Origin of the sequence: Escherichia sp. 94.0001 (assembly GCF_013369155.2) — a bacterium.
GTDB classification, from domain to species: Bacteria; Pseudomonadota; Gammaproteobacteria; order Enterobacterales; family Enterobacteriaceae; genus Escherichia; species Escherichia coli_F.
In genome coordinates this window covers 1-26,793 of sequence record NZ_JABWMS020000061.1, presented here as the reverse complement: position 1 = coordinate 26,793, position 26,793 = coordinate 1, and the positions used below count along the sequence as shown (strand labels likewise).

Here is a 26,793-nt window from a genome sequence, read left to right as displayed (position 1 = left end):
GCCGGGAGTCACATTTTTCTGCATATCTGACACTTTGGTTCCCACTACTTATTTGGTGGACACCACTTTGTCTAATTCGTCAGATTCTGACCAGACGGTTCAGGCTGTACGCTTACGTTGATTCCGGTGAAGCCTCATTATCTCTGGTCATCACGGCAAAAGGAAACCATACCCGTAATTTTTCAAATCTCAGGGAGCTTGAATCTCTGGAAGGTCATTACTGGGATGAAGAAAGTAGCAGGGGATACATTGCCCCATATAATGCACAGGTTAATCTGGCTGAAAAAGTGCTGCCTGCTGATTTTGTGAAATCGACGGTGCATAAATTTCAGGGACGGGAGTGCGATGAAATTGTGTTTTCCACTGTGCTGGATAAGAAGCGCAGCAGCCAGCACAGTCGGAACATCGCGTTTGTTGATAATCCTGAACTGGTGAATGTCGCTGTTTCAAGGGCCCGAAATAAATTTACGCTGGTGACTGGTAATGATGTATTTGAACGCCACGCTGGACATATTGCGGCGCTGATTCGTTACATCAAATACTACGCTGATGACGGAGAGATTTTCGAGAGCCCGGTCATATCAGCATTTGATTTGCTGTACAGTGAGTATGACAAATCACTGGAACGACTGAATAGTAGATTGAATTCAAATGATTCACACTTTAAGTCAGAACAGATTGTGGCCTGCCTGTTGCGGGATATCCTGTCGCAGGATAGTTATCGGAGTATGATGTTTCATTCACAAATAGCGCTGAATCAGTTGGTGTTGCTGGAGCGGGGGGATTTTACACACCGTGAACAGTTATTCATGCGTAACCGGGCCAGTTGTGACTTTGTTGTTTACTATAAGGTCGGGAAGACTCCATTAGGGGTTATTGAAGTGGATGGAGGTTATCATCTGACCAGTGTTCAGGCTGAACGTGATGAACTTAAAAACAGTATACTGAAGAAATGCGGCCTGCCATTGCTAAGATTACGTACTATAGACAGTGATATAGAAGGGAAGTTGGGAGCGTTTCTGTCAGGCCTGACAGGCTAAAATCTGAATAAAAAATATTGCAGCGGGAGGTCTCAAACCTGATTTGGTCATGTGCCACACACAATTGTACGAACCCCATGGACACAGGCTTCTTTGTTTTGGTTACATCAACGTACGTATTCCTGATACATATAAAAATAAGTGCTATTGCTCAAAGCTAACAGGGAATGTTTCTGTTGAATAATTCCTTAGTGAATAAACTTTATCAGGGGGTAATTCTATTACAGTGAATACTTCCTGCAAAATGATATTTGAATTGTTCACCATCTGCATCATATTTTCTTATTTACAAGTTGAAAGGATAGTATATGTTGAAAATGCATGGATTTTCCAGGTGTGTTACCAGTAAGAAGCAGGTGGATAAAGGATGTGATAACAAATCCAACAACCAGGTTAATATCTGAAGATTTTTGTTGTTATTATTTATCCCCAAAGCGGTGAGTTATTAATGAAGTTTGCCTGAATGTATAAACAGAATTATTCGACATAAAGCCAGGAAAATGAGTGATACGCTTTTAACCGAAAAAATCCTTACCGGAGAAAATGTTTTGCGTGCTGCAATCGCCCGCATTGAGTGGATTTTTGAAACATTTCCGTCGGTATGTCTGTCTTTTTCAGGTGGAAAGGATTCCACCGTGCTTTTCCATCTTGTGGCAGAGGTGGCCCGCAGGAGAAAACGTCATTTCTCTGTTCTGTTCATTGACTGGGAGGCCCAGTATCGGTGCACCATTGAACATATTCAGAAGATGCGGGAAATGTACCATGATGTGACGGAAACCTTTTACTGGGTGGCACTTCCCCTGACCACGGTAAACGGCGTCTCGCAGTTTCAGCCGGAGTGGATATGCTGGGAGCCAGGAGTGACCTGGGTTCGCCAGCCACCGGAAGAGGCCATTACGGATATGACATATTTTCCCTTTTTCCGGTATGCCATGACGTTTGAAGAATTTGTTCCGGCATTTTCTTCCTGGTTTGCCGGTAACCGGTGTGGAGTGGCAGTGCTGACCGGTGTTCGTGCGGATGAATCCCTCAATCGCTTTATGGGGCTGGTGTCTCAGCGCAAACTGAGATATGCCGATGATAAGCCCTGGACCACGGCATCGCCTGAAGGGTTTTATTACACCATGTATCCGTTGTATGACTGGAAAGCCCGCGATATCTGGATATATAACGCCAGAGCTTGTGCCATTTACAATCCTCTGTATGACCTGATGTACCGTGCCGACGTGCCGTTACGCAACATGCGTGTCTGTGAACCTTTTGGTCCTGAACAACGTAAGGGGCTGTGGCTTTACCATGTTCTGGAGCCGGAAACCTGGGCCAGGATGTGTGAGCGGGTGTCAGGCGCTGCCAGCGGGGCGCTTTATGCCAATGAAAGCGGTGCCTATTTTGCCCTGCGTAAACGTATATCAAAACCAGCCCATCATACCTGGCGCAGCTATGCGATGTTCCTGCTGGATGTGATGCCGGAAAGAACGGCAGAACATTACCGTAATAAAATTGCTGTCTACCTGCGCTGGTATCAGACGCGGGGCTTCCCGGATGACATCCCGGATGAACAGGAGAATGACCTGGGGAGCCGGGATATTCCGTCCTGGCGGCGTATCTGTAAGACACTTATAAAGAATGATTTCTGGTACCGGACCCTCTCCTTCAGTCCGAACAAACCCCGGCACTATGAACGTTATCTGCAGCGTATGAAAGAAAGGAGGAAGGAATGGGGGATTCTGTGACACCGGAGATAATTGGCAACATGATTCGTCAGTACTTCAGCCAGGAACGACCAGAAGAAGAGACCATACAGGCCCTTAATCACCTGCGCAGAGTGCTTCATGAAGTCAGTCCTTTTGCACATGAGCCAGTGGACTGTGTGCTGTGGGTAAAAGCAGATGAGGTGGTGGCCAATGATTACAATCCTAATGTCATGGCGCCGGGTGAGAAGAAACTGCTGAAGCAGTCACTGGAGAAAGATGGTTTCACACAACCGGTGGTGGTGTCTGAGGAAAAGAACCATTACCTGGTGGTGGATGGTTTTCATCGCCAGGTGCTGGGCAGAGAAGCAGGTACGGGAAAACGTCTGAAGGGCTGGCTGCCGGTGGTCTGTATTAATCCGGAGAGAAAGGGACAGGCCTCACGTATTGCTGCGACCATCCGACATAACCGGGCCAGGGGCAAACATCAGATAACCTCAATGTCTGATATTGTCAGGGACCTGTCGCGCCTGGGCTGGACGAATGAACGCATTGGTACGGAGCTGGGTATGGACCAGGATGAAGTTCTCAGATTGAAACAGATTAGCGGGCTGACGGAGCTGTTTCAGGAAGAGGATTTCAGCCCGGCATGGACGGTTCGCTGAGACCGTCAGATATGTATATTATTTCAGTGAGTTAATGTTTTGAGCAGGAAAAAGAGTACCCCGGAAGTTGTGGAAGACATGGTTGCGCAGAAACTGGAGGCTGCTGGTTGCTGGCGCAGAGCTTCTGACCGCTGGCTTTTTGTTATGGGAAATGTTGAATGTACAGAAGCACAACGGGAGTGGTTGTTGTTGCGCCGGAATTATTGTCTGGCGCAGATATCGTCCCCGCCGCTACCTGAAACGCTGGATATCAGCGAGGTGGCGAAAGCTGCAGATGCCACGCTGAGGCGAATGGGGATTGCCACTCCGTCCGGGGAGGTATTCAGAAAAGGTACACCGGTCTGTTGATATTCAGGTAACAGGTATTAATGATGAAGCAAGGAATGGCAAACAGTATATCAATGACATGGCAACTTTTATGCGATGAACATGGTTTTACCCGGGAGCACTACAATCAGCTGAAGAAGTTCAGCCCGGAGACATTACGTGAAATTATTGCTGAAATAGCCAGCTGTCATCCATCAACCAGTGTATTGCTCAGGAATAAGTGGCTGACACCGCCGGAGGATATTCTGGAGCAGATTACCCGTGAATACGAACGAAGAATACAAAACTGTCCACCGTTCAGGAGCGAGAAGGAAGCGGAATCCTGGTTAAATGAACTATCTTTTGCTGTGATTGCTCCGCTATACCGTGTTGCCCCCGAACAAACAGAACAGGTTGAGTCCTTTGTTCTGCAGCTTATTGCCGAGCAGGAGCGGGTTTGGGAGCTTATTTTAACCAATGATGGTTATTCATGGCATTGCGCACTTTATGATATATTATTTCATCTGGTTTTACGAAATATGGAAGACCAGCCTGAACATCAGAAACAGCGAATAACAAAAATATTTTATGAGCCCGATGCAAGACTGGTTGCAGAAGAGATTAAATTCCGGATTCAATCTCTGTATGATGATGAACAAAAGAGAGCTTTAAGTGAACTGGTAAATGATTTTACTTCAAAAGAATAAAATGCGGCGAGGTGATTTTTACTATATGTTAATAAAACGGGGGGTAGATGAAAGTGAATGGTGTTACTACATCAAAATATGAAGGATGGCGAGGGACGTTTCAGTTATATAGATATAAAACGGTAGTTCTGGTGCACCCCAAAGGATATCTGGCAGGGGAAATGATTCATCGCCAGGCCCTAACGTCGTCTTGTCAAGATTAATGCTATAGACATAGCTAAATTTTTTATGGATAAGGATATGAACTGTGCCTCAGGTCCGGAACATCCTGTAGGGACTTTTTAAGTCGGGATTGAGCTGAACTAATGCCAAATTATGAACAGGGAAATTCAGCAGCGGCTACAGTGGGTAAAACTCTATGAAACGTCCGGTGATGCGGGATTTGTATGCCGTCGCTGTGGCATTTCTCGGCCCACATTGCGTAAAATGGTGGCGCAGATATCTGGCTCAGGGCATCGCTGGTCTGGAAAGCCACAGCCGTCGCCCCAAGCGTTCACCATCAACGAAAACCGGCACTTGCGAAGTCGCTCTGATTCTGGAGTTACGTTCTCAGCGAAATCTGGGGGCAAGACGTATTCAAAGCGAGTTAAAACGACTTCATTCAATCTCACTGGCAATAGCAACAATCCACAAAGTCCTTTTCCAGAATCAGGTTTGAACCGCCCCGGGTTTCCTGGAGAGTGTTTTATCTGTGAACTCAGGCTGCCAGATCATCGTTTCCGATGGAAGCATAATAAGCTTTTTCTGCTTCTGCCGGTGGGATATGGCCCAGCCTTTCCAGCAATCGTCGATTGTTATACCAGTCCACCCACGTGAGTGTGGCCAGTTCCACTTCTGCACGGTTTTTCCAGCTCTTACGGTGTATTACCTCCGCTTTGTAAAGACCATTGATGCTCTCCGCCATCGCGTTGTCATACGAGTCGCCTGTACTTCCTGTTGATGCCAGTAATCCGGCTTCCTTAAGCCGCTGTGTGTAGGCCAGCGATACATACTGAGAACCTTTATCACTGTGATGGACCGTGCCGGACGGTCGACGGGCCCATAACGCCTGCTCCAGTGCATCCAGCACGAATGTCGTCTCCATGGACGATGAGACCCGCCACCCCACAATGTATCCGGCAAACACATCAATGATGAACGCCACATAGACGAAGCCCTGCCATGTGCTGACGTAAGTAAAATCAGCCACCCACAGCTGGTCAGGTCGTTCTGCCACGAACTGACGGTTTACGCGGTCGCCTGCGGCAACGGCTTTCCGGCTGACGGTAGTGCGGACCTTTTTACCCCGGAGAACACCGGCAAGTCCCATAACTGCCATGAGGCGCGCCACTGTACATCTGGCCACTCTGATACCTTCCCGTAACAACTGACGCCAGACTTTACGCACACCGTATACCTGGTGATTTTCATCGTATACGCGCTGTATCTCTTTCTTCAGCCAGTCATCGTGCTGCGCACGGGCACTGCGTTTATCCGGATGATGTCGCTGTTGCTGACAGTGGTAATACGTTGACGGGGCAATATGCAGTTCACTGCATACCGGTCCGACCCCGTACTGCTCACGCAGCTTATCCAGCAGCGGCATTATTTTTTCCAGAGGCGGTCGAACTCCGCCTTCGCAAAATAAGCGGAAGCCTGGCGAAGGATATCGTTACTGCGGCGCAGTTCACGATTTTCACGCTCCAGCTCTTTCAGGTGTCAACGCCACTCTGAGAGAGTTTTATGCATCCCGTATTGGGCACTATGATGCCGGAAATCTGCGAGGCTCGACACCTCTCTGATTTTCCCCTTTATTTATCACGGTGCCCCAGATCTAATGTTGGGGATGCGTTCATCTCATTCCCAATGAGTAATCGCACTGTTCTCATTGTCTGCAGGCATCCGGACAGAGCCATGTGATGTTGCACTCACAACCAGCATGACTTCAATGCAACTTAAGTGACACCGGCCGGTTTTATACCGAACATACCCTGTACCATGCGGTGCATTTTTGCCAGTGTTACTGCCTGACATGCTTTCATCAGACGCAGGTTCTCTCTCATATCCTCTGAGTTACTCCGGTAAGGTGATGATCATATCTTTATTTGATAGCACGGTAATGCCAGATAAATACAGACACAATGGTAAATAATATAGTTGCAAATAATGCCGCCATAATCAGCGCGATTGCGACACCTGTTTTCGATACCAGCGGCACCAGCAAAGCGCACAGTCCATAGCCAAGTGTGTGACTGGTAGCGAGCCAGCCCGCGCCTGCGCCATCAGCCAGCTTATCATTCAGTAGAAGTTGATAAGCGGGGGTTGCCAGAGCTGCTCCAAATGACAGCACTGCACAGCCCGGGTAAAACAACCATAGCTGTTCGGAGAGCATGATAGCCAGACCACCACTCATCAACACTCCGGCACTCAGGAGCAGGGCCACCGGAGTCAGGCGCTGCGGACGGAGTACCCCGAACTGCGCGATAAGCGCAGCTACTGCGGACAGACCCAACAGCCAGGCCACCTGTTGGCTAATGGCGGTGGTATCCGTGGCGAACTGGCGAGTAAGGGCAGGCGAAAGTCCAAGCTGCATCATGCTCACCGCCGCAGCCAGTAATATTGCGCAAAGCAGATAAGGCAGACAATCCCGCTTCAGACTGACGCTCTTGCGCTCCGGTGTGGGCTGTGGTGGTGTGCCGGGCAACCGCAGCAGCATCAGCAGCGCCAGCACTGGGGCTGCCATCAGCAGCCCCAGTGGCGCCAGAGGATGAATGGCCAGCATTGCTGCCGCGCACAGCGGCCCGAATAGCCTGCCGCAACTCAGGCCGGAGCTGATGGTTGCCAGAGCGGCCATGCGATTCCCTTCTCCTGCTCTCTGCAATGCCCAGACCTGACAGGCTGGCACCATTGCCGACACGGTCAGCCCGTAGGCGATCCGGGCGATGATTAATATTCCCAGTCCCACCGCTGTTGTTATGGCGCTGGTAGCCATCAGCACGCTTCCCAGCCCTAGCAGGGTAAAGCTTATGCCATATCCTCCCAGAGCCCACAACACCACAGGTTTACTGCCAGTACGGGAAATTTGCTTTCCCCACCACGGGGACGATGGCAGAAACAGCATTGAGCCAAGCATCAGCAGGGCAGCCCATACAGACAGACTCAGATTTGTCTGTATGACCAGAACAGGGAGCACAACCAGCAGACCGTTCTGCCCGATACCGAGAAGCCCGGCACTGAACGCAAGTGGCCAGCAGGACAGTGGTTTTTGGGGCGTATCTTCGATCCCAGGTGACATTTTAATGTTTCAACTCCATGTATTAATTGTGTTTATTTGTAAAATTAATTTATCTGACAATAACATTTCTTATTGATAATGAGAATCATTATTGACATAATTGTTATTATTTTACTGTGTGGGAGCTGTTTGACTATGACCCTGCCCTCTGAAAAACCAGCCACAGATGTGGCTGCGCAGTGCTTCCTGAATGCACTGATTCGTGAAACCACAGACTGGAAACTGACAGAATACCCGCCAGACGAATTGATCATCCCGCTGGATGAGCAGAAATCGCTCCATTTCAGAGTGGCTTATTTCTCCCCAACCCAGCATCACCGCTTTGCATTTCCTGCACGTCTGGTCACGGCATCAGGCAGTTATCCTGTCGACTTTACCACTCTCTCCCGGCTTATTATTGATAAGCTACGGCATCAACTGTTTCTGCCCGTTCCCCTCTGCGAAACTTTCCACCAGCGCGTGCTGGAAAGCCACGCCCATACGCAACAGGCAATTGATGCCCGTCATGACTGGACCGCCCTGCGTGAAAAAGCGTTGAATTTTGGCGAAGCTGAGCAGGCGCTGCTGACAGGACACGCTTTCCACCCTGCGCCTAAGTCTCATGAACCGTTTAACCGGCGGGAGGCTGAACGCTACCTGCCTGATATGGCACCCCACTTCCCACTGCGGTGGTTTTCGGTGGATAAAACGCAAATCGCCGGTGAAAGTTTGCATCTCAACCTTCAACAGCGGCTGACGCGATTTGCCGCAGAGAATGCGCCTCAGTTACTCAACGAATTAAGTGACAACCAATGGCTGTTCCCGTTGCACCCGTGGCAGGGGGAATATCTTTTGCAGCAGGGGTGGTGCCAGGCACTTGTTGCTAAGGGGCTGATTAAAGACTTAGGTGAGGCCGGCACGTCGTGGCTGCCGACCACCTCTTCCCGTTCCCTCTACTGTGCCACCAGCCGCGATATGATCAAGTTCTCCCTGAGCGTACGGCTGACCAACTCCATCCGTACTCTGTCCGTGAAAGAAGTGAAGCGTGGGATGCGCCTGGCACGCCTGGCTCAAACCGACGGCTGGCAGATGCTACAGGTCCGCTTCCCGACTTTCCGGGTAATGCAGGAGGATGGCTGGGCCGGGCTGCTCGATCTTAACGGCAACATCATGCAGGAAAGTCTGTTTGCCCTGCGTGAAAATCTGCTGGTGGATCAGCCGAAAAGCCAGACCAACGTACTGGTCTCCCTGACTCAGGCCGCACCTGATGGCGGTGATTCGCTGCTGGTTTCGGCGGTAAAACGCCTGAGCGATCGCCTCGGTATCACTGTGCAACAGGCCGCCCATGCATGGGTCGATGCATACTGTCAGCAAGTGCTAAAGCCGCTGTTTACGGCTGAAGCGGATTACGGCCTGGTGCTGCTGGCGCATCAGCAAAATATTCTTGTCCAGATGCTTGGGGATCTGCCGGTCGGATTTATTTACCGTGACTGTCAGGGCAGCGCTTTTATGCCTCACGCGACAGACTGGCTCGATTCTATTGGCGAGGCGCAGGCGGAAAATATTTTCACCCATGAGCAGTTGCTGCGCTATTTCCCTTATTACCTGCTGGTTAACTCCACTTTTGCTGTGACCGCTGCGCTGGGGGCTGCCGGGCTGGACAGCGAATCGAATCTGATGGCTCGTGTACGAGCATCGCTGGCTGAAGTGCGTGATCAGGTGACTCATAAAACCTGTCTCAACTACGTGCTGGAAAGTCCGTACTGGAACGTAAAAGGTAACTTTTTCTGTTATCTGAACGATCATAACGAGAACACCATTGTTGACCCTTCGGTGATCTATTTCGATTTCGCTAACCCGCTGCAGGCTCAGGAGGTCTGAATGTCTGAGGCAAACATTATTCACAGCAGATATGGACTGCGCTGTGAAAAACTCGACAAGCCCCTGAATCTTGGCTGGGGACTGGACAATAGCGCGGTGTTGCACTGTCCCGGGGAGCTGCCGACAGGGTGGCTGTGCGATGCGCTGGATCAGATATTTATCGCCGCACCACAACTGTCAGCAGTGGCTCTCCCCTGGGCCGAATGGTGTGAGGAGCCACAGGCGCTGACGCTTTTTGGGCAGGTAAAAAGCGACATTATCCATCGTACCGCCTTCTGGCAGTTACCGTTATGGTTGAGTTCACCGGCAAACCGGGCCTCCGGTGAAATGGTTTTTGATGCAGAGCGTGAGATTTATTTCCCGCAGCGCCCACCCCGTCCGCAGGGTGAGGTTTACCGCCGTTACGATCCACGTATTCGCAGGATGCTGAGTTTCCGCATTGCCGATCCCGTTTCTGATGCAGAACGTTTCACCCGCTGGATGAATGATCCGCGCGTTGAGTATTTCTGGGAGCAAAGTGGCTCACTGGAGGTACAGACCGCCTATCTGGAGCGCCAGCTCACCGGTAAACATGCATTCCCGCTGATTGGGTGCTTCGACGATCGGCCATTCAGCTATTTTGAAATCTACTGGGCGGCGGAAGACCGCATTGGTCGTCACTATTCGTGGCAGCCCTTTGACCGTGGCCTGCATCTGCTGGTTGGTGAACAGCAATGGCGCGGGGCCCACTATGTGCAAAGCTGGCTGCGCGGGCTGACACATTACCTGCTGCTGGATGAGCCCCGTACGCAGCGCACAGTACTGGAGCCACGCACCGATAACCAGCGCCTGTTCCGCCATCTTGAGCCTGCGGGATACCGGACAATTAAAGAGTTCGACTTCCCACATAAGCGCTCGCGCATGGTGATGGCGGATCGTCATCACTTCTTCACGGAGGTCGGTCTGTAATGAATCACAAGGACTGGGATTTTGTTAACCGTCGGCTGGTGGCAAAAATGTTGTCTGAGATGGAGTATGAGCAGGTTTTCCACGCGGAATCTCAGGGCGATGACCACTACTGCATTAACCTGCCGGGAGCACAATGGCGCTTTATCGCTGAACGTGGTATCTGGGGCTGGCTGTGGATTGATGCCCAAACGTTGCGCTGCACGGACGAACCAGTACTGGCGCAGACGCTGCTGATGCAGCTAAAGCCGGTGCTGTCAATGAGTGATGCCACTGTTGCAGAGCATATGCAGGATTTGTATGCCACGCTACTGGGCGACCTGCAACTGCTGAAGGCCCGTCGCGGACTGAGTGCCAGTGACCTGATTAATCTTGATGCCGATCGTCTGCAATGCCTGCTGAGCGGTCATCCTAAATTCGTTTTTAATAAAGGTCGCCGTGGCTGGGGCAAAGAGGCGCTGGAACGATATGCGCCAGAGTATGCCAACACCTTCAGACTGCACTGGCTGGCGGTAAAACGTGAACATATGATCTGGCGCTGCGACAACGATCTGGATATTCAGCAGTTGTTGACTGCCGCAATGGATCCGCAGGAGTTTACACGCTTCAGTCAGGTCTGGCAGGAAAACGGGCTGGATCACAACTGGCTGCCGCTGCCGGTACATCCGTGGCAGTGGCAGCAAAAAATCGCCACCGACTTCATCGCTGATTTTGCCGAAGGCAGGATGGTGTCTCTCGGCGAGTTTGGCGACCAGTGGCTCGCCCAGCAGTCGCTGCGTACCCTGACCAACGCCAGCCGCCGGGGAGGGCTGGATATCAAGCTGCCGCTGACCATCTACAACACCTCATGCTACCGGGGGATCCCTGGCAGATATATCGCTGCCGGACCACTGGCTTCACGCTGGCTGCAACAGGTTTTTGCGACCGACGCCACCCTGGTGCAAAGCGGCGCAGTGATCCTTGGTGAACCGGCTGCAGGCTATGTGTCCCATGAAGGCTATGCCGCGCTTGCCCGGGCTCCCTATCGCTACCAGGAAATGCTTGGTGTTATCTGGCGGGAGAATCCGTGCCGCTGGCTGAAACCGGATGAAAGTCCGGTTCTGATGGCAACACTGATGGAGTGCGACGAAAACAATCAGCCGCTGGCAGGCGCATATATCGACCGCTCCGGACTGGACGCTGAAACCTGGCTTACGCAATTGTTCCGGGTGGTTGTGGTTCCGCTGTATCACCTGCTTTGCCGCTACGGTGTCGCGCTTATTGCACACGGACAAAATATAACGCTCGCCATGAAAGAGGGGGTACCACAGCGTGTTCTGCTGAAAGACTTCCAGGGCGATATGCGGCTGGTGAAAGAAGCGTTTCCCGAAATGGACTCTTTGCCTCAGGAGGTGCGTGATGTCACATCCCGTCTGAGTGCGGACTACTTAATCCATGATTTGCAGACGGGTCACTTCGTGACAGTACTGCGTTTTATTTCGCCACTGATGGTTCGTCTTGGCGTACCTGAAAGGCGATTTTATCAACTGCTGGCAGCAGTGTTGAGTGATTACATGAACAAACATCCACAAATGTCAGAGCGTTTTGCGCTTTTCTCACTCTTCAGGCCACAAATCATTCGCGTGGTGCTGAACCCGGTAAAACTGACCTGGCCGGACCAGGATGGCGGCAGTCGCATGCTGCCGAATTACCTTGAGAATCTGCAAAATCCGCTGTGGCTGGTAACTCAGGAATATGAATCATGAAAAAAAGTGTCGATTTTATTGGTGTCGGGACAGGGCCATTTAATCTCAGTATTGCTGCATTGTCACATCAGATCGAAGAACTGAACTGTCTCTTCTTTGACGAACATCCTCATTTTTCCTGGCATCCGGGTATGCTGGTACCGGATTGTCATATGCAGACTGTCTTTCTGAAAGATCTGGTCAGTGCAGTTGCACCTACAAATCCCTACAGCTTTGTTAACTATCTGGTGAAGCACAAAAAGTTCTATCGCTTCCTTACAAGCAGACTACGTACAGTATCCCGTGAAGAGTTTTCTGACTATCTCCGCTGGGCTGCTGAAGATATGAATAACCTGTATTTCAGTCATACCGTTGAAAATATTGATTTCGACAAAAAAAGTCGATTGTTTCTGGTTCAGACCAGTCGGGGAGAATATTTTGCCCGCAATATCTGCCTTGGTACAGGAAAACAACCTTATTTACCACCCTGTGTGAAGCATGTGACACAATCCTGTTTCCATGCCAGTGAAATGAATCTTCGTCGGCCGGACCTGAGTGGAAAACGGATAACTGTGGTTGGTGGAGGACAGAGTGGTGCAGACCTGTTCCTTAATGCATTACGCGGGGAATGGGGAGAAGCGGCGGAAATAAACTGGGTCTCACGGCGTAATAATTTTAACGCACTGGATGAGGCTGCTTTTGCTGATGAGTATTTTACACCTGAATATATTTCAGGCTTCTCCGGACTGAAGGAAGATATTCGCCATCAGTTACTGGATGAGCAGAAAATGACATCGGATGGCATCACTGCCGATTCTTTACTGACCATTTATCGTGAGTTGTACCACCGTTTTGAAGTTCTGAGAAAACCAAGAAATATCCGTCTGCTACCCAGCCGCTCGGTAACAACTCTGGAAAGTAGTGGTCCGGGCTGGAAGTTATTGATGGAACATCATCTGGATCGGGGCAGAGAGAGCCTGGAAAGTGATGTGGTGATTTTCGCCACAGGTTACCGTTCTGCATTGCCACAAATACTTCCCTCACTGATGCCCTTGATCACCATGCACGATAAGAACACCTTTAAAGTGCGTGATGACTTCACTCTGGAATGGAGTGGCCCGAAAGAAAATAACATCTTTGCGGTCAACGCCAGCATGCAAACTCATGGCATCGCCGAACCCCAGCTCAGCCTGATGGCCTGGAGATCTGCACGTATTCTTAATCGCGTACTGGGGCGTGATTTATTCGATCTCAGTATGCCGCCCGCACTGATTCAGTGGCGCAGCGGCAGCCGGAAAAAACCGCAGCCGGAGGCTGCTGCTTTAACTCACTATACAACAAATATTCAGGAATAACGATGATGCGCAAAAAGTATATGCCCCGGGCTCTTGGTCCGCTGCTTCTTGTCGTGCTGTCACCAGCTGTCGCCCAGCAAAACGATGATAATGAGATCATAGTGTCTGCCAGCCGCAGCAATCGAACTGTAGCGGAGATGACGCAAACCACCTGGGTTATCGAAAATGCCGAACTGGAGCAGCAGATTCAGGGCGGTAAAGAGCTGAAAGACGCACTGGCTCAGTTAATCCCCGGCCTTGATGTCAGCAGCCAGAGCCGAACCAACTACGGTATGAACATGCGTGGCCGCCCGCTGGTTGTCCTGATTGACGGTGTGCGCCTCAACTCTTCACGTTCCGACAGCCGACAACTGGACTCTGTCGATCCTTTTAATATCGACCATATTGAAGTGATCTCCGGCGCGACGGCCCTGTACGGTGGCGGGAGTACCGGAGGGTTGATCAACATCGTGACCAAAAAAGGCCAGCCGGAAACCATGATGGAGTTTGAGGCTGGCACAAAAAGTGGCTTTAACAGCAGTAAAGATCACGATGAGCGCATTGCCGGTGCTGTCTCCGGCGGAAATGACCATATCTCCGGACGTCTTTCCGTGGCATATCAGAAATTTGGCGGCTGGTTTGACGGTAACGGCGATGCCACCCTGCTTGATAACACCCAGACCGGCCTGCAGCACTCCAATCGGCTGGACATCATGGGAACCGGTACGCTGAACATCGATGAATCCCGGCAGCTTCAACTGATAACGCAGTACTATAAAAGTCAGGGGGACGACAATTACGGGCTTAATCTCGGGAAAGGCTTTTCCGCCATCAGCGGGAGCAGCACACCATACGTCAGTAAGGGGCTGAATTCTGACCGCATTCCCGGCACTGAGCGGCATTTGATCAGCCTGCAGTACTCTGACAGTGATTTCCTGAGACAGGAACTGGTCGGTCAGGTTTACTACCGCGATGAGTCGTTGCGGTTCTACCCGTTCCCGACGGTAAATGCGAATAAACAGGCGACGGCTTTCTCCTCGTCACAGCAGGATACCGACCAGTACGGCATGAAACTGACTCTGAACAGCCAACTGATGGACGGCTGGCAAATCACCTGGGGGCTGGATGCTGAGCATGAGCGCTTTACCTCCAACCAGATGTTCTTCGATCTGGCTCAGGCAAGTGCTTCCGGAGGGCTGAACAACCATAAGATTTACACCACCGGGCGCTATCCGTCATATGACATCACCAATCTGGCGGCCTTCCTGCAATCCAGCTATGACATTAATGATATTTTTACCGTCAGCGGTGGCGTACGCTATCAGTATACTGAGAACAGGGTAGATGATTTTATCGACTACACGCAGCAACAGAAGATTGCTGCCGGGAAGGCGATATCTGCCGACGCCATTCCTGGTGGTTCGGTAGATTACGATAACTTTCTGTTCAATGCTGGTCTGCTGATGCACATCACCGAACGTCAGCAGGCATGGTTCAATTTTTCCCAGGGGGTGGCATTGCCGGATCCGGGGAAATATTATGGTCGCGGCATCTATGGTGCAGCAGTGAACGGCCATCTTCCCCTGACAAAGAGCGTGAACGTCAGCGACAGTAAGCTGGAAGGCGTGAAAGTCGATTCTTATGAACTGGGCTGGCGCTTTACCGGTGACAACCTGCGGACTCAAATCGCAGCATATTACTCGCTTTCCAATAAGAGCGTGGAAAGGAATAAAGATCTGACCATCAGTGTGAAGGACGACAGGCGCCGTATTTACGGCGTGGAAGGTGCGGTGGACTACCTGATCCCGGATACTGACTGGAGTACCGGTGTGAACTTCAATGTGCTGAAAACCGAGTCGAAAGTGAACGGTCAATGGCAAAAATATGACGTGAAGGAATCAAGTCCATCGAAAGCGACAGCTTACATTAGCTGGGCGCCGGAACCGTGGAGTCTGCGTGTGCAGAGCACCACTTCTTTCGACGTAAGCGATGCAGAGGGTAACGATATTAATGGTTACACTACCGTCGATTTTATCAGTAGTTGGCTGCTTCCGGTGGGAACACTCAGCTTCAGCGTTGAGAACCTCTTCGACCGTGACTATACCACTGTCTGGGGACAGCGTGCACCTCTGTACTACAGCCCGGGTTACGGCCCTGCTTCACTGTACGACTACAAAGGCCGGGGCCGAACCTTTGGTCTGAACTACTCAGTGCTGTTCTGACGGGGATTCTTTTGCAACAAGGGTATGCTGTAAACAACATGGTCCTTGGTGGCCATGTTGTTTACAGCCAGTATAATATACAGCCTTAACAAGATATTCCGTCTCCGGAATGGACTGTTCACCACTGAATAACAATATGTCTGTTTTATGGATCTTTGACTGAAATTTATCGCATATCCTCATTTCATTGTCCGTCTGAAAACTAACCTTACAAGTGAACCGCCCCGGGTTTCCTGGAGAGTGTTTTATCTGTGAACTCAGGCTGCCAGATCATCGTTTCCGATGGAAGCATAATAAGCTTTTTCTGCTTCTGCCGGTGGGATATGGCCCAGCCTTTCCAGCAATCGTCGATTGTTATACCAGTCCACCCACGTGAGTGTGGCCAGTTCCACTTCTGCACGGTTTTTCCAGCTCTTACGGTGTATTACCTCCGCTTTGTAAAGACCATTGATGCTCTCCGCCATCGAGTTGTCAGTAAGCGTAAACTGACCGCCGTATGTAGCCATCAGACGAAAATTGGTAACTTAGACGCCCATCTGATATAGACGGACATCTAAGTATGGAATTACAGGACTGGCGAAAAGAACCTCGTAAAAACTATTCGAATGAATTCAAACTTCGTATGGTGGAACTGGCATCACAACCAGGAGCCTCTGTTGCCCGTATTGCCCGGGAACACGATATCAATGATAACCTCCTGTTCAAATGGCTCAGGCTCTGGCAGAACGAAGGGCGTATATCACGGCGTCTTCAGGTAACGACCTCTTCTGACACTGGCGTTGAATTATTACCTGTAGAAATAACGCCGGATGAGCAGAAAGAACCGGTGGCGGCCATTGCGCCGTCTTTATCCACTTCCACTCAGACCAGTGTCAGTGCCGGCTCCTGCAAGGTGGAGTTCCGTCACGGTAACATGACGCTGGAAAATCCATCGCCAGAGCTGCTCACGCTGTTGATCCGTGAACTGACCGGGAGGGGACGATGATCTCACTCCCGTCAGGTACCCGCATCTGGCTCGTTGCCGACGTTACCGATATGCGTAAATCCTTCAACGGATACGACATATGCTGAAGGAGGAGCAGTAATGGATTAAGTGATAACAAATACCCAGAAATAGAGGTTCAAATCCAGCTTAGTTAGTACATAAATACTATTTTGATGAAAATTATTATATGTTTCCTCAGATTTTAATCAGGCGCCCAGATTAAACCAAGTATTGAGCGCCTGATTATGTTTATTCATTAATATCTGTCATTGATTGTCTTATTATCAGCTACCCCCGTATTAATCAGAGTTTTCATTTATTTTTAATGCATAATCAGATGCCGCCTCATCATTATCCTCAGTATTATCATAGCCGAAAACTTCTCCCGGACACGGGCGTTCACGATAATAGTCATCGTCATAGTTTTCATCGTCAGATAATGATATGTCGTATTCTGAATATGATTCACCACAATTATACATGAAATCATCTCCTTTGGGGGGGGCAATAATTAGTGAGTTTATTCGAAAAAATGATGAGCGCCAGACCAATCCACCCAACTTTTGATTATAATCATGAAGATACTTGTCTCAGTACAAATTGAATCAAACTCAATGCAGCATGATTCACCTTTATATTCTCTCAGGGAAACCAAATACCACTACTCAACTATTAAGAACAAAATTCGGGATGTATGATTATCAGAAGATACCTGCATCCTAAATAATTTCAGACAGATATTATCGTTGTGAATCCCCCGCCACCTTTCCGGTGCGCGGGGTTTTGTCTTTTTTCACCGGGAATACATGTATGAATCCGTCTGATGCCATTGAGGCAATTGAAAAACCGCTCTCCTCCCTGCCTTACTCGCTTTCCCGTCACATCCTGGAACATCTGCGCAAACTCACCAGTCACGAACCCGTGATTGGCATTATGGGTAAAAGCGGGGCCGGTAAATCCTCACTCTGTAATGCACTGTTTCAGGGGGAGGTCACCCCGGTCAGTGATGTTCACGCCGGCACCCGGGAAGTGCGGCGCTTCCGTCTGAGTGGCCATGGTCACAGCATGGTTATCACTGACCTGCCCGGGGTGGGCGAGAGCCGGGACAGGGATGCAGAGTATGAAGCCCTGTACCGTGACATTCTGCCTGAACTGGACCTGGTACTGTGGCTGATTAAAGCCGATGACCGTGCCCTGTCTGTGGATGAGTATTTCTGGCGACACATACTGCACCGGGGACATCAGCAGGTGCTGTTTGTGGTGACGCAGGCCGACAAAACAGAGCCCTGCCATGAATGGGATATGGCAGGTATTCAGCCTTCTCCCGCACAGGAACAGAACATTCGCGAAAAAACAGATGCGGTATTCCGGCTGTTCCGGCCCGTACATCCGGTTGTTGCCGTATCGGCCCGCACCGGCTGGGAACTGGATACGCTGGTCAGTGCGCTCATGACAGCGCTTCCCGACCATGCCGCCAGTCCCCTGATGACCCGCCTGCAGGACGAGCTGTGCACGGAATCTGTCCGGGGGCAGGCCCGTGAACAGTTTACCGGTGCGGTGGACCGGATATTTGACACGGTGGAGAGCGTCTGTGTTGCCTTTGTTGCACGCACAGTTCTGCGTGCCGTCCGTGACACGGTGGTCTCTGTTGCCCGCGCGGTATGGAACTGGATTTTCTTCTGAACAGTCTGCCAGGGGAAATGTCTGATTACATTGCGTTAACCAACTGAAAACATGATACAAACACCTCATGCCCCTCCTGTTTCTCTTGCGTGACTGCTCTACTGTTAATAGAATAAAACGATCGATAAAACAGGTATCGATCGTTTATAGTGGTTAATGGCCTGCGAAAAGGCAGCTGAATCTCTTCATCATGCAGAACGGAATTGCACACAACAGACTGATACTTCTCTGTCTGATGAAGGGGGAGAGCGTTTACGCCCGGGACGTATCGCTGTGCCCGATAACTCTGTTTTGTACCTGCCGGTATCCACTTTTGTGGGTACCGGCTTTTTTATTCACCCTCTGTAAGGAAAAGCTGATGAAACGACATCTGAACACCAGCTACAGGCTGGTATGGAATCACATTACGGGCACCCTGGTGGTGGCCTCCGAACTGGCCCGCTCACGGGGAAAACGCGCCGGTGTGGCGGTTGCGCTGTCTCTTGCTGCTGTCACATCAGTCCCGGCACTGGCTGCTGACAAGGTTGTACAGGCGGGAGAAACCGTGAACGATGGAACACTGACAAATCATGACAACCAGATTGTCTTCGGTACGGCCAACGGAATGACCATCAGTACCGGGCTGGAACTGGGGCCGGACAGTGAAGAAAACACCGGTGGGCAATGGATACAGAATGGCGGGATAGCCGGAAACACCACTGTCACCACAAATGGTCGTCAGGTCGTGCTGGAGGGGGGAACAGCCAGTGATACGGTTATTCGTGACGGCGGGGGACAGAGCCTGAACGGACTGGCGGTGAACACCACACTGAATAACAGAGGCGAGCAGTGGGTGCATGAGGGCGGGGTTGCCACCGGTACAATTATCAACCGCGACGGTTACCAGAGCGTTAAAAGTGGCGGGCTGGCAACAGGAACCATCATCAACACCGGCGCAGAAGGCGGCCCGGATTCTGAAAATGTATCCAGCGGTCAGATGGTCGGGGGAACAGCTGAATCCACCACCATCAACAAAAATGGGCGGCAGGTTATCTGGTCTTCAGGGGTGGCCCGGGATACCCTCATTTACGCAGGTGGTGACCAGACGGTACACGGGCATGCGCTGGATACCACACTGAATGGCGGTTACCAGTATGTGCACAAGGACGGACTTGCGCTGAACACGGTAATTAACGAGGGGGGCTGGCAGGTTGTTAAGGCAGGTGGTGCTGTCGGTAACACCACCATAAATCAGAACGGTGAACTGAGGGTACATGCCGGCGGGGAAGCCACTGCAGTCACCCAGAACACGGGCGGTGCACTGGTTACCAGTACTGCTGCAACTGTCACCGGCACAAACCGTCTGGGGCATTTCTCCGTGGGAAATGGCATGGCAGATAACGTCGTTCTGGAAAATGGCGGTCGCCTGGATGTACTGGAAGGCCATTCAGCGCAGAATACCCTGGTGGATGACGGCGGTACCCTGGCAGTGTCTGCCGGTGGTAAGGTAACAGATGTCACCATGACATCCGGTGGTGCCCTGATTGCAGACAGTGGTGCCACTGTTGAGGGGACCAATGCCAGCGGTAAGTTCAGTATTGATGGCACATCCGGTCAGGCCAGCGGCCTGCTGCTGGAAAATGGCGGCAGCTTTACGGTTAATGCCGGGGGACAGGCTGGCAACACCACTGTCGGACATCGTGGAACACTGACGCTGGCTGCCGGGGGAAGTCTGAGTGGCAGAACACAGCTCAGTAAAGGCGCCAGTATGGTACTGAATGGTGATGTGGTCAGTACCGGCGATATTGTTAACGCAGGGGAGATTCGCTTTGATAATCAGACGACACCGAATGCCGCGCTGAGCCGTGCTGTTGCAAAAAGTAACTCCCCGGTAACGTTCCATAAACTGACCACCACGAACCTCACCGGCCAGGGCGGCACCATCAATATGCGTGTTCGCCTTGATGGCAGCAATGCCTCTGAGCAGCTGGTGATTAATGGTGGTCAGGCAACCGGCAAAACCTGGCTTGCGTTTACAAATGTCGGAAACAGCAACCTCGGGGTGGCAACCACCGGACAGGGTATCCGGGTTGTGGATGCACAGAATGGCGCCACCACAGAAGAAGGTGCGTTTGCCCTGAGTCGCCCGCTTCAGGCCGGCGCCTTTAACTACACCCTGAACCGTGACAGCGATGAAGACTGGTACCTGCGCAGTGAAAATGCTTATCGTGCTGAAGTCCCCCTGTATACATCCATGTTGACACAGGCAATGGACTATGACCGGATTCTGGCAGGCTCCCGCAGCCATCAGACCGGTGTAAACGGTGAAAATAACAGCGTCCGTCTCAGCATTCAGGGCGGTCATCTCGGTCACGATAACAACGGCGGTATTGCCCGTGGAGCCACGCCGGAAAGCAGCGGCAGCTATGGCTTCGTCCGTCTGGAGGGTGACCTGCTCAGAACAGAGGTTGCCGGTATGTCTCTGACGACAGGGGTGTATGGTGCTGCAGGCCATTCTTCCGTTGATGTTAAGGATGATGACGGTTCCCGCGCCGGCACGGTCCGGGATGATGCCGGCAGTCTGGGCGGATACCTGAATCTGGTACACACATCCTCCGGCCTGTGGGCTGACATTGTGGCCCAGGGAACCCGTCACAGCATGAAAGCGTCATCGGACAATAACGACTTCCGCGCCCGGGGCTGGGGCTGGCTGGGCTCACTGGAAACCGGTCTGCCCTTCAGTATCACTGACAATCTGATGCTGGAGCCACAACTGCAGTACACCTGGCAGGGACTCTCCCTGGATGACGGCCAGGATAACGCCGGTTATGTGAAGTTCGGGCATGGCAGTGCACAACATGTGCGTGCCGGTTTCCGTCTGGGCAGCCACAACGATATGACCTTTGGTGAAGGCACCTCATCCCGTGACACCCTGCGCGACAGTGCAAAACACAGTGTGAGTGAACTGCCGGTGAACTGGTGGGTACAGCCTTCTGTTATCCGCACCTTCAGCTCCCGGGGTGACATGAGCATGGGGACAGCCGCAGCCGGCAGTAACATGACGTTCTCACCGTCCCGGAATGGCACGTCACTGGACCTGCAGGCCGGACTGGAAGCCCGTATCCGGGAAAATATCACCCTGGGCGTTCAGGCCGGTTATGCCCACAGCGTCAGCGGCAGCAGCGCTGAAGGCTATAACGGTCAGGCTACGCTGAATATGACTTTCTGATTATACGGTATCCCGGAAATACGATTTCAGGAAAATTCATGCAGTAATGGGAAAGGACGCTCATTGCTGTTCACCGCAGTTCTGAATTATTGAATTTATAAAGGTGAATGATGCACGAAAAGAACATCGCCCTGCTTTGTGATGAAGCCGACCGGCTTTTGCAACTGAATATCAATCTGCTCCGGCAAATGGTTGATGAGCCGGATGTGTTATCTGACAGTAAGAACGAAAACGGGCTGCTTTTTGATAAACGGAAAGCGCTGAAAAGAATTGAGGAGCTGGAGGGCGAACAAATCAAAACCGCCCGCAGGGAGATGGTGCTGGCTGTGGTCGGCACGATGAAGGCGGGCAAATCAACCACCATCAACGCCATTGTGGGGCAGGAAATTCTGCCCAACCGTAACCGCCCCATGACCTCGGTACCGACATTGATCCGCCACGTTCCCGGAAAAACGGAACCGGTCCTCCATCTGGAACATATTCAGCCCGTCCGCAATTTATTAATCACACTGCAGGAAAAACTCGCCACCCCGGCAGGGCAGCAAGTCGCACAGTCCCTGCAGCAAACCGGGGATACCCGCGAACTACTGGATATTCTGGCGGATGATGTCTGGCTTAAAAATGAATACCACGGGGAAGACGAAATCTTTACCGGACTGGCATCGTTAAATGACCTGGTTCGTCTTGCTGCGGCAATGGGGACTGAATTTCCTTTTGACGAATACGCAGAAGTGCAGAAACTACCGGTGATCGACGTGGCGTTCAGCCACCTGGTGGGAATGGATGCATGTCAGGGAACACTCACACTGCTGGATACCCCCGGCCCTAATGAAGCCGGACAACCACAGATGGAAATGATGATGCGGGATCAACTACAGAAAGCCTCTGCGGTGCTGGCGGTGATGGATTACACCCAGATGAACTCGAAAGCCGATGAGGAGGTTCGTAAAGAGCTTAATGCCATTGCTGACGTCTCAGCCGGTCGTCTGTTTGTGCTGGTCAATAAATTCGATGAAAAAGATCGCAATGGTGATGGTGCGGATGCCGTACGCCAGAAGGTGCCAGCAATGCTGAACAGCGATGTGCTGCCCGCCTCCCGCGTTTATCCCGGCTCATCACGTCAGGCGTACCTGGCTAACCGTGCGCTTCATGAGTTACGAAAAAACGGTGCGCTTCCGGTTGATGAAGCCTGGGTCGATGATTTTATCAGGGAAGCTTTCGGACCTATGGTGGAAGAGGACGACTGGAAAGACAGCACTAAGGTAAATAAAAAGGCAGAAAAACTCTGGAATATATCTCTGATCGATCAACTGATAACGGAAGTCATACAGAGCTCCCATTCCAGAGCGGCGGCACTGGCGGTTGACTCTGCCGCCGCAAAACTGATGCAGAATGCAGAAAATGTCAGCGAATATCTGTCATTACGTCATCAGGGGCTGCAGCAAAGCATTCAGTCACTACAGGCGCATATTACCAGCCTGCTGGCGGATATCCAGGAGATTGAGGAATGTCAGAATCAGGTGACCGGTGATGTCAGAATGGCCATGGAGGACATCAATACCAAAACCGGGGAATTACTGACGAAGGTCTGTGCCTCACTGGAGGAGGAGCTGAACGACTATTTCAGAAGCGGTAAACGCAAAGAACAGCAAATGCTGGAGGAAGAAAATTCAGCGCAGCCCCGGGAGAGAAACGCATTCGCTTTCTTTCACGATATTTTCGGAACCGGAAATCAGCATGACAGGATGCGGGACTTTGATCCGGACAGCCCCGAAATAAAATTCAGTGATCGCAGGGCAGCCCTTGAACTGATGACGCAAATCGAATCGACCGTGACCAGCCTGCACCGTGAGGCTGAAGCACAGTTCCGGCCTGAGCTGGAGAAAATCGTCAGCGGGATTGAAACAGGTTTTCGTGGCACGGCCCTGTACGCCACAGAAAACATTGCCGGTCGCATCAATGCCCGCCTGGAGGATGAGGGCTTTACCGTAAAAATCAGTTTTCCGGCAGTCAGCCAGTTACAGACCCGGCTCGCGGTAAAAATAAATCTGAGTGCGCTTATGGAGGAAAGAACGGAGACCGTCACCCGTCGCCGTCGGCAGAGTGGCGTATGGGGAACCGTTTGTCGATGGTTTGGCACCAGTGACCTGGGCTGGGAAAACTATGACGAGGATGTGAGTCGCAGCGTGATCAATATCAACAAGGCCAGAGAGGAAGTTATGTCACTGACCCGGGCATATTTCGGGGAGCTGCAGGCATCCATTGAGCAGGATATTAACCAGCCCGTCCGCCAGGAAATCGATGCCTTTTTCTGCGCATTCAGGGAGAAAGTTGAACAACTGCGTAACACGCTGATTCAGAGCTCTGAAGATCATAAACGCGATCAGCAGGCGCAGGAACGGCTTACCGGGCGACTTCAGGCATTAAATGAAAGGGTTCCTGAGCTCATTACTGACAGTAAGGCGCTGAGGGAAGAGCTGGAGACAATGCTGTGACTTCACCATTTATTCAACAAATTGCTGATAACCGGGTATGTCAGGTACTCACCTGTCTTCCTGAAAAATTTGTGGTTGATTTCGCAAACGGAATCGATGTTGCACAGGAGCATATCCGCACGGCCGGAGAGCGCACGTTCTTCCGGCGTTTAAAAGAGGGGCTGACCGGCGAAGGCGCTGCACGGCAGAATGCCATCAATGCGTCGCTTGCACAGGGCGTTGAGGCGTCCCTGCGCTGGCTGACGGAGATGACAACGTCACTTGCCACCACAAACTACGCGATTACCCGGGTAAACGACAGGGTCAGTTCACTGGTCAGTGATACAGCCAGGCTGGCGCATTATTCCGCAGATACGCGGGAGCAGTTACTCACCCTGGCCGATCAGGTTCACCATAAACTGAATCATCTTGAAGAAAAACTCCACCGTGTTGACCAGGTTCAGCGGGCGCAGTTACATCTTGAGCAGATATTCTCATGGTGGAGCGCCGGGCGATATGCGTCATTTTCCCCTGCCGGACGTTGTTATGTGGCACTTGAAGAGCTTCGCTGGGGCGCGTTTGGTGATGTGATACGTCAGGGCGAAACAGGCCAGGTTAACCAGCTACTGGATATTCTCAGACATAAAGCATTAACGCAGATGGCACAGGAGAGTGGCGGTAGTGCAACCGTGCGTCTGAACACTCTGGACTGGCTTGGTGGTCAGGGCCGGGAGCAGGCAGATAACGAGTGGCATGACGCGATTAACTGGCTGGGAGACTGGTGCAGTGAAGAGCAGCATCCGGTGATCTGGTCAACCACGCAGGCTGCAGAACACTTACCGGTTCGCATGCCTCGCCTCTGCTCTGCAGAACGCCTCTCTGAAAGTATGGTCGATGAAATATTTCAGAAGGGGGCTGCATGAGTACAGAAATGAAAACGGGGCTGGTGCTGTCCGGTGGCGGGGCGGTGGGCGCTTATCAGGCGGGAGTGGTTAAGGCACTGGCAGAGTGTGGTACACAGATCAGCATGGTTTCAGGGACCAGCATTGGCGCATTCAATGGTGCCATTATCGCGGCCTCTCCCGATCTGTCAGAAGCTGCCGTACGCCTGGAGGCGCTCTGGGAGCATCTGGGGAATAATCAGGTGCTGTCGGTAAACAGATTGGTTTACTTTTCATTGCTGAAAAAATTGTTCCAGGCAATGAACCTCTGCCAGATCCCCGGACGTGCAGGAGCACTGCTTACGACGCTTCTTCGCCATATATCGACAATCAACGGGTTTGACAATCTGATGGCTCAGCCGTTGTTGTCAGATGAGCCCCTGACAGCGCTGATGGATCATTATCTTGATACTGATGCTCTGGCAGACGGGCTACCGCTGTATGTGTCGCTGTACCCCACAGAAGGGGGCATGCAGGATATTATTGACTGCATTCGTGCTGAACTGGGTGTCGGAACCACGAAAAACGCCGTTTTTCAGCATATCCAGAGCCTGCCCCGCGGACAGCAGAAAGAGGCTCTGCTTGCGTCAGCCGCGCTGCCCCTGCTGTTCCGTCCCCGTGAGGTTCAGGGGACAATGTTCGGTGATGGTGGTATGGGAGGATGGCGAAATATGCAGGGAAATACCCCTGTGACGCCTCTGGTCGATGCCGGATGCAATATGGTGATTGTGACGCATCTGAGTGACGGTTCTTTATGGGATCGCCAGGCTTTTCCGGACACCACAATCCTTGAGATCCGTCCCCGGAAAAGGCTGAAATATGCAGGTGATGGTGGCAACAGCGGCGGTCTGCTCAGTTTTACATCGGCACATACCGACGCCTGGCGTCAGCAGGGCTATGAAGACACGATGCTGGCGATGGAGCATATCCGGAAACCGCTGGCAGCACGTCAGGCACTGACCCGGTCAGAGGCGGTATTGCAGAAAAGCCTGGATATAACGGAAGAGGCAGATTTGGCACTGAGAAACGCGATGGCCCGGATTAAATAAAGACGCCCCAAAGAAACGCCACCGCCTGTGGTGGTGTTTTTCCTGTCTGGTGTTATTGAAAATATTTTCAGATATATATTATCTGGGTGATGGTTAAGATGAATTTATTTAATTTTGGGGGAAGATACAAAAACAACCAGTGAACATATTTCCGGCGGGTTATCCGCAATGCTGAAGGTCAGTTGCACTGGCGATGCCGGAATACAGCTTAATACGTGGTTCGCCAGTGAAGGGCTTCTCAGACAATAAACCTCATTCATTTCACCCATCAGGCCGCGTCTTCTCCGGGAGACGCGGCTTTTTCATTTATATCGCTTAATCATTCATAAGGAGCAAATCATGAGATTAGCCAGTCGTTTTGGTTATGCGAACCAGATACGTCGTGATCGTCCGCTGACACACGAAGAACTGATGCGCCATGTACCGAGTATTTTTGGGGAAAACCGACATACCTCTCGCAGTGAACACTATGCGTACATTCCCACTATCACCGTCCTGGAAAATCTGCAGCAGGAAGGCTTTCAGCCGTTCTTTGCCTGCCAGACCCGCGTGCGCGACCAGAGCCGCCGGGAATACACAAAACACATGCTGCGTCTGCGGCGGGCCGGACAGATAACCGGTCAGCATGTCCCTGAAATTATTCTGCTCAACTCCCATGACGGTTCATCCAGCTACCAGATGTTAC

General features: G+C 51.5%; 19 protein-coding genes, 4 pseudogenes and 1 other annotated feature. Of the genes and pseudogenes, 19 read left to right on the top strand and 4 right to left on the bottom strand.

All coding sequences use genetic code 11. From position 1 onward, the window contains the following. The 6 genes and pseudogenes from HEN33_RS19945 to HEN33_RS19920 form a co-directional block, all read left to right on the top strand. On the top strand, window positions 1-1,040 hold a 1,040-nt coding region (locus tag HEN33_RS19945; RefSeq protein ID WP_242460309.1), incomplete at its 5' end, for an AAA domain-containing protein. A gap of 500 nt (window positions 1,041-1,540) precedes the next feature. Continuing rightward, a complete protein-coding gene (locus HEN33_RS19940; protein WP_001285508.1) occupies window positions 1,541-2,773 on the top strand; it encodes a phosphoadenosine phosphosulfate reductase in 1,233 nt (410 codons plus the stop codon). Then, the gene (locus tag HEN33_RS19935) at window positions 2,758-3,396 is read left to right on the top strand and encodes an IbrB-like domain-containing protein (RefSeq protein WP_000502842.1); all 639 of its coding nucleotides are present in this window, start codon (window positions 2,758-2,760) and stop codon (window positions 3,394-3,396) included. Before HEN33_RS19940 ends, HEN33_RS19935 begins: the two co-directional genes overlap by 16 nt. Window positions 3,397-3,474: 78 nt before the next feature. Continuing rightward, window positions 3,475-3,744, top strand: coding sequence for a PerC family transcriptional regulator (locus tag HEN33_RS19930; protein ID WP_000226520.1), 270 nt, complete (start codon window positions 3,475-3,477; stop codon window positions 3,742-3,744). Window positions 3,745-3,764: 20 nt separating this feature from the next. Continuing rightward, window positions 3,765-4,409, top strand: a complete 645-nt coding sequence (locus HEN33_RS19925) for a hypothetical protein (RefSeq protein WP_001333354.1) — start codon at window positions 3,765-3,767, stop codon at window positions 4,407-4,409. Window positions 4,410-4,724: 315 nt separating this feature from the next. After that, window positions 4,725-5,064 (top strand): annotated as a pseudogene (locus HEN33_RS19920) (helix-turn-helix domain-containing protein); the annotation flags it as partial. Window positions 5,065-5,106: 42 nt separating this feature from the next. Here HEN33_RS19920 and HEN33_RS19915 read toward each other — a convergent pair. Together HEN33_RS19915 and HEN33_RS19910 are read right to left on the bottom strand one after the other, a co-directional pair. Next, a pseudogene (locus tag HEN33_RS19915) lies at window positions 5,107-6,104 on the bottom strand (IS3 family transposase); the annotation flags it as partial. After that, window positions 5,923-6,039: a sequence feature (AL1L pseudoknot), on the bottom strand. Its footprint overlaps the pseudogene before it by 117 nt. Window positions 6,105-6,489: 385 nt before the next feature. Continuing rightward, complete coding sequence (locus HEN33_RS19910; protein WP_000074481.1) at window positions 6,490-7,683, bottom strand: MFS transporter; 1,194 nt, start codon at window positions 7,681-7,683, stop codon at window positions 6,490-6,492. 135 nt (window positions 7,684-7,818) lie between these two features. On the opposite strand from HEN33_RS19910, the gene iucA reads away from it, so the two are divergent. From iucA to iutA, 5 genes are read left to right on the top strand one after another with little or no spacing between them, the layout of a single operon-like run. After that, on the top strand, window positions 7,819-9,543 hold the full coding sequence (iucA, locus tag HEN33_RS19905; RefSeq protein WP_001299620.1) for an aerobactin synthase IucA: 1,725 nt from the start codon (window positions 7,819-7,821) through the stop codon (window positions 9,541-9,543). Further along, on the top strand, window positions 9,544-10,491 hold the full coding sequence (iucB, locus tag HEN33_RS19900; RefSeq protein ID WP_001287497.1) for a N(6)-hydroxylysine O-acetyltransferase IucB: 948 nt from the start codon (window positions 9,544-9,546) through the stop codon (window positions 10,489-10,491). Continuing rightward, on the top strand, window positions 10,491-12,233 hold the full coding sequence (iucC, locus tag HEN33_RS19895; RefSeq protein WP_001015709.1) for an NIS family aerobactin synthetase IucC: 1,743 nt from the start codon (window positions 10,491-10,493) through the stop codon (window positions 12,231-12,233). Before iucB ends, iucC begins: the two co-directional genes overlap by 1 nt. Beyond that, window positions 12,230-13,567, top strand: a complete 1,338-nt coding sequence (gene iucD / locus HEN33_RS19890; protein ID WP_000750139.1) for an NADPH-dependent L-lysine N(6)-monooxygenase IucD — start codon at window positions 12,230-12,232, stop codon at window positions 13,565-13,567. The genes iucC and iucD overlap by 4 nt, the downstream gene beginning before the upstream one ends. Window positions 13,568-13,572: 5 nt before the next feature. Further along, the gene (gene iutA, locus HEN33_RS19885; protein ID WP_072165247.1) at window positions 13,573-15,768 is read left to right on the top strand and encodes a ferric aerobactin receptor IutA; all 2,196 of its coding nucleotides are present in this window, start codon (window positions 13,573-13,575) and stop codon (window positions 15,766-15,768) included. A 257-nt stretch (window positions 15,769-16,025) separates the two neighbouring features. Here iutA and HEN33_RS19880 read toward each other — a convergent pair. After that, window positions 16,026-16,241: pseudogene (locus HEN33_RS19880) on the bottom strand (integrase core domain-containing protein); the annotation flags it as partial. A gap of 86 nt (window positions 16,242-16,327) precedes the next feature. Here HEN33_RS19880 and tnpA point away from each other — a divergent pair. Together tnpA and HEN33_RS26435 are read left to right on the top strand one after the other, a co-directional pair. After that, window positions 16,328-16,753: an IS66-like element accessory protein TnpA gene (gene tnpA / locus HEN33_RS19875; protein ID WP_000422760.1), complete on the top strand. Its 426-nt coding sequence runs from the start codon at window positions 16,328-16,330 to the stop codon at window positions 16,751-16,753. Next, window positions 16,750-16,824, top strand: a pseudogene (locus HEN33_RS26435) (IS66 family insertion sequence element accessory protein TnpB); the annotation flags it as partial. The gene tnpA and the pseudogene HEN33_RS26435, both read left to right, overlap by 4 nt. A 228-nt stretch (window positions 16,825-17,052) precedes the next feature. Here the strand turns inward: HEN33_RS26435 and HEN33_RS19870 are convergent. Continuing rightward, window positions 17,053-17,235: a hypothetical protein gene (locus HEN33_RS19870; RefSeq protein ID WP_000282125.1), complete on the bottom strand. Its 183-nt coding sequence runs from the start codon at window positions 17,233-17,235 to the stop codon at window positions 17,053-17,055. A 328-nt stretch (window positions 17,236-17,563) separates the two neighbouring features. Here HEN33_RS19870 and HEN33_RS19865 point away from each other — a divergent pair, with 328 nt between their 5' ends. The 6 genes from HEN33_RS19865 to HEN33_RS19840 all read left to right on the top strand — a co-directional run. Next, window positions 17,564-18,436, top strand: coding sequence for a GTPase family protein (locus tag HEN33_RS19865; RefSeq protein WP_032254045.1), 873 nt, complete (start codon window positions 17,564-17,566; stop codon window positions 18,434-18,436). 358 nt (window positions 18,437-18,794) lie between these two features. Further along, window positions 18,795-21,644: a calcium-binding autotransporter Cah gene (gene cah / locus HEN33_RS19860; protein WP_045892045.1), complete on the top strand. Its 2,850-nt coding sequence runs from the start codon at window positions 18,795-18,797 to the stop codon at window positions 21,642-21,644. 110 nt (window positions 21,645-21,754) lie between these two features. Beyond that, window positions 21,755-24,139, top strand: coding sequence for a dynamin family protein (locus HEN33_RS19855; protein ID WP_000544679.1), 2,385 nt, complete (start codon window positions 21,755-21,757; stop codon window positions 24,137-24,139). Beyond that, window positions 24,136-25,041 carry a diguanylate cyclase regulator RdcB family protein gene (locus tag HEN33_RS19850; RefSeq protein ID WP_000203541.1) on the top strand — a complete coding sequence of 302 codons (906 nt, stop codon included), beginning with the start codon at window positions 24,136-24,138 and terminating at the stop codon, window positions 25,039-25,041. Before HEN33_RS19855 ends, HEN33_RS19850 begins: the two co-directional genes overlap by 4 nt. Further along, entirely contained in the window at window positions 25,038-26,108 is a 1,071-nt protein-coding gene (locus HEN33_RS19845) for a patatin-like phospholipase family protein (RefSeq protein WP_000102669.1), read from the top strand. The genes HEN33_RS19850 and HEN33_RS19845 overlap by 4 nt, the downstream gene beginning before the upstream one ends. A gap of 339 nt (window positions 26,109-26,447) precedes the next feature. Continuing rightward, window positions 26,448-26,793 (top strand): DUF932 domain-containing protein (locus HEN33_RS19840; protein WP_122988510.1); only part of this gene is annotated, 346 nt, incomplete at its 3' end.